Raw genomic sequence first — 8,950 nt, forward strand, 5'->3', positions numbered from 1 at the left:
ATTTCTATAGATATATCCTTATGTATTTTTTCACTATTATTTCCGTATAAATTTATTCTATATTCTTCAAATATGTATTCTAAATTTTCATTTATAACTGTAAATGGTGGTCTTACAATATCTTTTATCATTAATATATTCCTAGTTTCTTCACTATTTTCTAGTGTTTTATCTAATATAAATAAATTATATGCATCATATAAAGGGTCATGTGCATCTCCATAAAATTCAACATTTGCGCAATCTAATAAATTTTTAAGTGATACATAATTAATACATCTTATTCCGTAATTTATATATTTATCTTTTATATCTACAAATAAGTTTTTTATATTATTTACAAATCTAGGATGATTATATTTAGTTGAACTTTTTTTATCTGTATTGTTAAAGCACATTAAATCTAAGTTCCCAAATGTATAAATTCCTTCTATTTGATAAAGTTCTCCTAACCATTTTTTAAATTTCCTCATAACAGTTTCATAAGAAGGAGCCTTTGATATATCCTCTTGGCTTATATTTGTAAGTTCTTGTATATGTGGAAATATATTTAAATTAGTTATTGGTTTTATTAAAGATTTAAATTTTTCAATTTCACCAGTGTCTGTATCATATTTTATTGCTCCTATAGCTATTATATCCGCATCTAGCATATCCTTTTTTGTTTTTGTATTTGCCATATTCATTTCAAAATCTATATATATTTTTTTCAAATAAATCACCCCTATTTATCTAGCTATAAATATATTTTACCATTTTCTGTAATTATTTTTATTGATAATTTAAAATAAAAATTTCGCTTCACTTGAGCTACATGTCAGCAAAGCACTTACTTTTTACCGCTTTGATACACTTCTTATCAATAATTTTTGATATATTATAAAATCCTAGTAAATAACAAATTTATAAAATAAAAACACTGATATTGTACCAGTGTTTTCATTTTATATTATTATTTTTCATAATTTTCTAAGAATGAATGTTTAACTCCATCTTGTTGCCAGCCTAAAACAGAATCTATATTAACATTTTCAGCTGCCTTAAATATAGATTTTTCAACATCTTTAAAGTTTTCACCTAAACTTTTTATAAGGTCTTTTATTTCATATCTTTTATTTCCAGTCTTTTTCGCTGCAACCATACATGCACAGTTTAATGGCCATATACCACTATTTTGTATAAACCTAACTATATGTTCTTCTCTTATATAGTAAAGAGGTCTTATTATTTGTATACCATCAAAATTTGTTGAATTTAATTTTGGTAACATTGTTTTGAAGTTTCCTGCACATAATAAGTTTAACATAGTAGTTTCTATAACATCATCATAATGATGTCCAAGTGCAAGCTTATTACATCCTAGTTCTTCTGCCTTTGAGTATAATGCTCCTCTTCTCATTTTAGCACACATATAGCAAGGATAATCTTTAGCTATTTCATCTGCTATTTCAAAGATTCTAGAATCAAATAAATGTATTGGAATATCTAAGTATTCACAGTTATCTATAAGTAGTTGCTTTATGTCTTTATGATATCCTGGATCCATAGCTATAAATTCAACTTCAAAGTTAACTTGTCCATGTCTTTTTAATTCTTGGAACATTTTAGCCATAAGTAAACTATCTTTTCCACCAGATATGGCAACTGCTATTTTGTCACCTTCTTCTACTAGATTATAGTCTCTTATAGCTTTTATAAATTTAGACCATAAATGTTTTCTATATTTCTTTATTATACTTCTTTCTATATCCTTTAATGGCTGTCTTTCATCAAAAGGAACTATAATTTCACAGCCTCTTCCTGCTAATTCGCTCATTTTATCACCTCATCCTTATGTGAACATGCAAATTATTTTATCATAAAATCTATTATGAATTCAAGTAATACACAAATTAAATACTTTTATTTAACATATTTATTAAAAATCATTAATAATATTTAAGTTATTCAAGTAACCAAATTTGCTTGTACGAATATTATATTATTAGATATTTATTATCTAAATTTTTACTGGGAGGAATTTTAATGGAGGATAAAAAAAGAGGTATATCTAAAAATTGCGGTTGCGAACTTGCTAGACCTTATGTAAATGATCAAACATTTACAAAGATGTATTCGCTTTCTGCTGCACTAAACAAAGGAACTTTATTTCCTGAATTATATTTGATGGATTCACTAATGTACAATAAAGAATTATATTCTACACCTAAAAAATTACGTGGGGGTAAAAGATAATGGCTCAATTAAATAGATCTGAAATAATATTAAAAATCCAAGAATTAAGTTTTGCTTGCGTAGATTTAAATTTATATTTAGATACTCATCCAGATGATGCATGTGCTGTAAATATGTACAACTCTTTTACAAAACAATTAAATGAAGCTATACGTAATTATGAATGTAAGTATGGACCTTTAACTAATTTTGGCTATGGTAAAAGTGGATGTCCTTGGCAATGGGTTGAACAACCATGGCCTTGGGATAGAGAATTTAACTGTTAATATTAAAATATAGGGGAGGATTAAAATTTTATGTGGGTATATCAAAAAACTTTACAACATCCTGTAAACATAAAAAATATGGATTTAAAAATGGCTAAGTATTTAATAACTCAATTTGGTGGACCTAACGGGGAATTGGCAGCTTCACTTAGATATTTAAGTCAAAGGTATACTATGCCTACTGGTAAAACTAGAGCTCTTTTAACTGATATAGGAACTGAGGAACTAGCTCATGTTGAAATGATTGCTAGTATGGTTTATCAATTAACAGCAGATGCTACTCCTGAACAATTAAAGGCTGCTGGACTTGGTACAAACTATGCTCAAAATGGATTTGGTATATATCCTTCTGATGCAAATGGAGTTCCTTTTACAACAGCTTATATAGCTGTAATGGGAGACCCTGTAACTGATTTACATGAAGATATGGCTGCTGAACAAAAAGCTTTAGCAACTTATTATCATCTTATAAACTTAACAGATGATGTAGATATAATAAATGTTTTAAGATTCTTAGGAGAAAGAGAAATCGTTCATTATCAAAGATTTGGGGAAGCTTTAATGGATATTTATGACCTTAATGAAAGTCAACATGTATTCTAAAATTTAGTTTTTACAGCAACGTATACAAGTTTTATTTAAAATACGTTGCTTTTTTTTAATTTATTATTAATAATATAAAACATAAAAAGCCCTTATATTAATTTGTAAGAACTTTTTATATTTTATATATTTTAAAAATTACATTTATTTTCCTATATAAATATTTATATATTAGATAAGACCCTTACTTTTATATCTTCATTTAAATTAATAAAAGTTGATATATTTTCTATATCTTCAATCATAAATACCTGTAAGTATTCATTTAATATTTTAAGTGGCGCATATTCAATTCTAGATGCAAAATAACAATAAAGATTCTTAATATACTTTATATAGCATTTATTCATTCTTACCTCTGCATACATGGAATTTGTAGCTTCTCTAGCTGATTTAAATAGTTCCTTAAGTCTCATATATGCACATTGCTCATCTTTAGTTGTATAAAAACTAGATAAAATTTCATCTAAAGCTTGTTCAATAATTAAAAGAGCTTTTGTGTTTATAAATAAATCTATATAATATGAATCCCTACTATACTTAAATTGATAGAAATCAGTTATTACATTCATAACTTCACTCCTTATCTTTTGTTTAATTATTAATTCTACTGTATTATTATTTTCAATATATGGTCTTATTTATACGCTATAAAAATTATTATATCTTTAAATTTTTGAAATAATTATTTTATACTTCTAAGTATACATAATAAAAAGGAATACGTTATTTTTTATAGAATATAAACTATTAAACACACTCTTTATATTTTGGAGGGATATAATGAATTTACTACCTATACCTTGGATGAAACTAAAACTAGAAAGTATATACGATGTTAATTTATACGGTAATTTATATTTAATTTTTAATGATATAAATTATAATTATAATATTGATACCAATTCATTAAGCAATTTACTAGTAGACCATAATATTTTAGTAGATGATTCTCATCCTCTATATTTATATCTACCAATGGAATTAAATGATCAAATTTATAAATTAATGACTTCTTTTAAATATTTATATAAAGATAATATATATATAATTTTAGGTGGTTACAAAGATACTTATCCAAATTTAAATGAATTAGATTGTCTAGCTAATTTATGTAGTAAATATGAAAATTTAGATTCTATCGTAAATTATTCATACTTAATTGATAATGATAAAACCTATGAAATATTTACTTCTCTATCAGATACTCAAAAAATATATATTAATCCAATATCATCATGTTCAGTATCTGGAATAGTTTTAAATTATCATATGAAACAGCTTAATCCTAATAATGTTACTCATATATCATTTGTTGATTTAATGAATTCTCCTTATGATAATAGCTTTATTAGCTGTTATTTAAAAGGACTAACGAATAATAACAATAACTTTAATTATAATTTTTAGACTGCCTTGCAGTCTTTTATTTTTTTGTGATATCATATAAAATTATAATATATAAGTGAGTATAAAAGGAGGTTTTACTATGAAACTTATATTAGCAGAAAAACCCTCTGTAGCTAAAACCATTGCATCATTTTTAGGCGCTAAAACTCGATGTGATGGATACTTTGAAGGCAACGGGTATATAGTTACATATGCTGTTGGTCACTTAGTTGGTTTATATGATATGAAAGATTATGATAAAGATAAATATTCGGGTTCATGGAAGTTAAATAACTTTCCATTTATCCCTCAAGATAAATTTAAATTTAAAGTGGATAGTTCTAAAAAGAAACAATTTGATATTGTTAAAAATCTTATACATAGAGATGACATAGAATATATAATAAATGCAACTGATAATGATAGGGAGGGAGAACTTATCTCCTTTTTAATATTTTTATTAGCTAAAAATAAGAAACCAGTAAAAAGAATTTTAGTTAATGAATGGACTCCAGAAGATATAACTCGTGGTATGAATAATTTAAAAGATGATGTTGATATGAGAAACTTACAAGCCGCAGGATATACTAGACTTATAACTGACTGGTTAATAGGTATAAATTTCACTTCTGTTGCTACTTTAAAATATGGTAATGGAAAACTATTAAATATAGGACGTGTTATCCTTCCAACTGTTAAATTAGTTTATGACAGGGATATGGAGATTTTAAACTTTGTACCTAAAACTTATTATGAAATAGAAGGTAATTTTAAATCTAAAAACGGTGAATACAAAGGAAAATATATAAAAGGAAAAGAAATTAAATTTGATGATGTAGAAGAAGTTAACAAAGTTATAAATAGCATAAATTCTAATGAAGGTAAGATTATAGATAAAAAAGTTACTACCTCTAAAGAATATGCTCCTAAACTTTTTAGTTTAACTTCTCTTCAAGGATATATTACTTCTAAATATTCAAACTTTACCTCTGATAAAGTATTAAGTGTGTGCCAATCACTTTACGAAGGTAGCGGAAAAGGTGGATATATAACTTATCCTAGAACTGATTCAATATACTTAGAAGAAAGCCTAGCTTCTAAAGTTTCTCAAACTTTAGATAAGCTAAAAGTAGGTCTTGAATATGAAAATAAAATTAAATTTACTAAAACTAAAAGAGTTTTTGACTCTTCTAAAGTAGATAGCCATAGTGCTATAATACCTACTTATATAATACCTACTAAATTAACACCTGATGAACAAATAGTTTATAACGCTATAAAAGATAGATTTATTGCAAACTTTATGCCGCCTGCTGAATATGAAAATACTGAAATTAAAACTGATGTAGATTCAAATATATTTTTAACTAAGGGTAAGGTTCTTAAATCTAAGGGATATTTAGAAGTATATAAAAAAGAGGAAAAAGATGATTTACTTCCAAGTGTAGATGTTAATGATATAGTTGAAGTTTTAGAAATTAAACCATTAACTAAGCAAACTACTCCTCCTAAACCATATACAGAGGATACTTTACTTAAAGCTATGAAAAACTGTGGTAAAAATGTTCCTGATGATGATACTACTGTGTTATCTGGTTATTCTATAGGAACTTCTGCTACTCGTGCTGACGTTTTAAAAAAAATTTCTCAGGTTGGATATGTTGGAAAAAAAGGAAAATCATATTTTATAACTGATTTAGGAAAAAATTTAGTCGAGATATTCCCAGTTAAAGAATTATTCGATGTTGATTATACTGGTAAACTTGAAAAAAGTTTAAGTGATATACAAAAAGGTCAGTTTACAAGAAAAGAATATTTAAATAATATAATGACATTTATATTTAATAATGTTGAACTTATAAAAAGAGATACGCCAAAAAATATTAGTACAGAAACTTACAGTTATAATCCAAAAACTAAAAAATTCTCTAAAGAATCTAGTATTAAATCTAAATCAAGTACATCTAAAGAAAATAAAGCTAATAATGAGTCATTAGGAAAGTGTCCTATATGTCAAAATGATGTTGTTGAAATAGAAAAAGGATTTATATGTAAAAACTATAATGAATGCAAATTTGGAATTTGGAAAAATGATAAGTTCTTAGAATACTATAAGAAAAAACCTAATAAAACTATGGTAAAAAGCATTCTAAAAAATGGCTCTGCTAAAGTAAAATCACTTACTTCAAAACAAGGTAATAAATTCGATGCCACGTTAAGATATTCTAAAAAAAACAATGGATATTTTGGTTGGGATCTAAAAATATAAGGTTGCTAATTTTAGCAACCTTAAAACTTATCATTCAAAGTTTCATCTATTTTAGACCTTGCCATTTTTATAAAATCTGAAAAACTATATCCCTTTAACTTACACCCACACTTAGGACAATAATCTAACTTTTTAGATACTAATGCTCTGCAACTAGGTTCTGGACATCTTACCTTTTCATTAACCTCATATACTCTAAGTCCACATCTTGGGCAAATTGTTCCCGGACGAGATGATACATCTTTCCCACATCTTGGACATTTAGTCATATAGTATCCCCCCTGAAATTAAAATTTAAATAAATAAAAACCCTTATATTAATCTATGCATTTGACTAGTTATAGTGCTTACACATATTTATAATTAAAAGGGTTTTATTCTTTATATCATATATTTAATTTATATTATTAATAATATTTTTTATTTATCACTATCTTTATATATCTTTAGACCATTCTCTTTCATTATATCTAGTATTATACCTGCTGTTTCTTCTATAGCTTTATTAGAAACATCTATTACAGGACATCCAGCCTTTTTCATTATTTTTTCTGAATAATCTAATTCTTGAAGTATTCTTTCTAGGTTAGCATAACTTGCGTTGCTTGATAAACCTAATGCTTTTAACCTTTCTTGTCTTATAGAATTAAGTTTTTCTGGCGTATTAGTTAATCCTATAATTTTTTTAGGGTCTATTTCAAATACTTCTTTTGGTATTGGTATTTCAGGTACTAATGGTACATTTGCAACCTTTATATTTTTATTTGCTAGATACATACTAAGAGGTGTCTTAGATGTTCTTGATATACCTAAAAGTACTATATCTGATTTTAATATTCCTCTTGGATCTTTTCCATCGTCATATTTAACTGCAAATTCTATAGCTTCAACTCTTTTAAAATAGCTTTCATCTAATTTTCTTATAATTCCTGGTTCTCTTTTCGGTTTTACACCAGTTTTATTTGATATTTGCTTAAGTAAAGGAGTCATTAAATCTACATGACTTAATTCTTCTTTATCACAGAAGTTCTTAGCTATATTTAATAAATTTTCTGAAACTAAAGTATATACTATTATAGCTCCTTCATTTTTACCACTTTCTAAAACTTCCATTAAAAACTTCTCATCAGCTACATATGGAAACCTTCTTATTTCACAATCATTTTCAGCATTAAATTGAGACAATGCAGCTTTTGTAACTTGTTGTGCAGTTTCCCCAACTGAGTCTGATATGACATATATAATTAAATTATCCATCTATTCCTCCTTAATTATCAGCTATCTCTAAAAATAATTTCGTTATATTAGTCTTAGATAGTCTACCTATTACTTTAATCTGATTTGTATCCTCTTCATTAATTTCAACTACTGGAATAGAGTCAACTTCATGCTCTATTATCTTTTTAGCTGCTAATACTACATCATCTTCTTTATTTGTAGTTATAACATTAGGAGTTCTAGTCATTATCATACCTACTGGCATTTTATTTATATCTGCACTTCCTATTGTAACTTTTAATAAATCTTTTCTAGATACTATACCACATAAATTTTCATTTTCATCTATTATAAATACGCTACCTACATCAGATAAAAACATTGTAACTATAGAATCGTATATATTTGTATCTTGCTTTATAACTACAGGCATACTCATTATATCTTTTACTTTTTTATCTTTTATTTTATTACCTACTAAACTAGCACCACTTATGCCTGAGTAGAAATATCCAACCTTTGGTCTTGCATCTAATATACCTGTCATCGTAAGAATAGCTAAATCCGATCTTAATGTAGCACGAGTTACATTTAAGATAGAAGCTATACTCTCACTTGTTATAGGTTCATTTTCTTTTACTATGTCTATTATTTTTAATTGCCTAGGATTAAGTTGAATAATAGTCACCTTCTTTCAAATATGATATACACTTTCACTAAATATACTTTATATTATATATATACTTTTTGTAATTTTTTAAAATATATATTGCATTTATAATATTTAATACATTTTGTTTTTTATACTTTATTAGTATTGTTTATTTTAAATAATAATCTAAATTATTTTATTTATTTTATATTATAGTATATAATTCATTATACTAATCTATATTTAACGTATTTTTATATTTTCTATCAAACTATATTTTTTCGTAGAATAATATCTAATATCTAATATCTAATATCT

At 25.7% G+C, this 8,950-nt stretch carries 11 protein-coding genes; 5 read left to right on the top strand and 6 right to left on the bottom strand.

Features of this window, described 5'->3' with window-relative positions; all coding sequences use genetic code 11:
* Together Q5F54_RS07275 and Q5F54_RS07280 are read right to left on the bottom strand one after the other, a co-directional pair.
* On the bottom strand, positions 1-722 hold a 722-nt coding region (locus Q5F54_RS07275; RefSeq protein WP_302334162.1), incomplete at its 3' end, for a 3'-5' exonuclease.
* A 230-nt stretch (positions 723-952) separates the two neighbouring features.
* Positions 953-1,816, bottom strand: a complete 864-nt coding sequence (locus tag Q5F54_RS07280; RefSeq protein ID WP_302334163.1) for an ATP-binding protein — start codon at positions 1,814-1,816, stop codon at positions 953-955.
* A 209-nt stretch (positions 1,817-2,025) separates the two neighbouring features.
* Here Q5F54_RS07280 and Q5F54_RS07285 point away from each other — a divergent pair, with 209 nt between their 5' ends.
* Genes Q5F54_RS07285 through Q5F54_RS07295 form a run of 3 tightly spaced genes read left to right on the top strand, consistent with a single transcriptional unit; the run spans position 2,026 to position 3,104 of the window.
* Positions 2,026-2,235: a spore coat associated protein CotJA gene (locus Q5F54_RS07285; RefSeq protein ID WP_071121177.1), complete on the top strand. Its 210-nt coding sequence runs from the start codon at positions 2,026-2,028 to the stop codon at positions 2,233-2,235.
* Positions 2,235-2,501 carry a spore coat protein CotJB gene (locus tag Q5F54_RS07290; protein WP_281538024.1) on the top strand — a complete coding sequence of 89 codons (267 nt, stop codon included), beginning with the start codon at positions 2,235-2,237 and terminating at the stop codon, positions 2,499-2,501. The genes Q5F54_RS07285 and Q5F54_RS07290 overlap by 1 nt, the downstream gene beginning before the upstream one ends.
* 30 nt (positions 2,502-2,531) lie before the next feature.
* Complete coding sequence (locus Q5F54_RS07295) at positions 2,532-3,104, top strand: manganese catalase family protein (RefSeq protein ID WP_281538025.1); 573 nt, start codon at positions 2,532-2,534, stop codon at positions 3,102-3,104.
* A gap of 164 nt (positions 3,105-3,268) precedes the next feature.
* On the opposite strand, the gene Q5F54_RS07300 is transcribed toward Q5F54_RS07295, so the two are convergent.
* Complete coding sequence (locus Q5F54_RS07300) at positions 3,269-3,676, bottom strand: hypothetical protein (RefSeq protein ID WP_281538026.1); 408 nt, start codon at positions 3,674-3,676, stop codon at positions 3,269-3,271.
* A 211-nt stretch (positions 3,677-3,887) separates the two neighbouring features.
* Between Q5F54_RS07300 and Q5F54_RS07305 the strand changes: the two genes are divergently transcribed.
* Together Q5F54_RS07305 and Q5F54_RS07310 are read left to right on the top strand one after the other, a co-directional pair.
* Entirely contained in the window at positions 3,888-4,514 is a 627-nt protein-coding gene (locus Q5F54_RS07305; RefSeq protein WP_302334164.1) for a hypothetical protein, read from the top strand.
* A 79-nt stretch (positions 4,515-4,593) separates the two neighbouring features.
* Entirely contained in the window at positions 4,594-6,762 is a 2,169-nt protein-coding gene (locus Q5F54_RS07310; RefSeq protein ID WP_281538271.1) for a DNA topoisomerase, read from the top strand.
* A gap of 20 nt (positions 6,763-6,782) precedes the next feature.
* On the opposite strand, the gene Q5F54_RS07315 is transcribed toward Q5F54_RS07310, so the two are convergent.
* From Q5F54_RS07315 to Q5F54_RS07325, 3 genes are all read right to left on the bottom strand, one after another.
* Entirely contained in the window at positions 6,783-7,031 is a 249-nt protein-coding gene (locus tag Q5F54_RS07315; RefSeq protein WP_071121196.1) for a zinc ribbon domain-containing protein, read from the bottom strand.
* A 151-nt stretch (positions 7,032-7,182) separates the two neighbouring features.
* Positions 7,183-8,019, bottom strand: coding sequence for a pyruvate, water dikinase regulatory protein (locus Q5F54_RS07320; protein WP_071121197.1), 837 nt, complete (start codon positions 8,017-8,019; stop codon positions 7,183-7,185).
* 10 nt (positions 8,020-8,029) lie between these two features.
* On the bottom strand, positions 8,030-8,668 hold the full coding sequence (locus Q5F54_RS07325) for a helix-turn-helix transcriptional regulator (protein ID WP_281538270.1): 639 nt from the start codon (positions 8,666-8,668) through the stop codon (positions 8,030-8,032).
* Positions 8,669-8,950: the final 282 nt, after the last annotated feature.

The organism is uncultured Romboutsia sp., from assembly GCF_958366745.1.
Lineage (GTDB): Bacteria > Bacillota > Clostridia > Peptostreptococcales > Peptostreptococcaceae > Romboutsia > Romboutsia timonensis.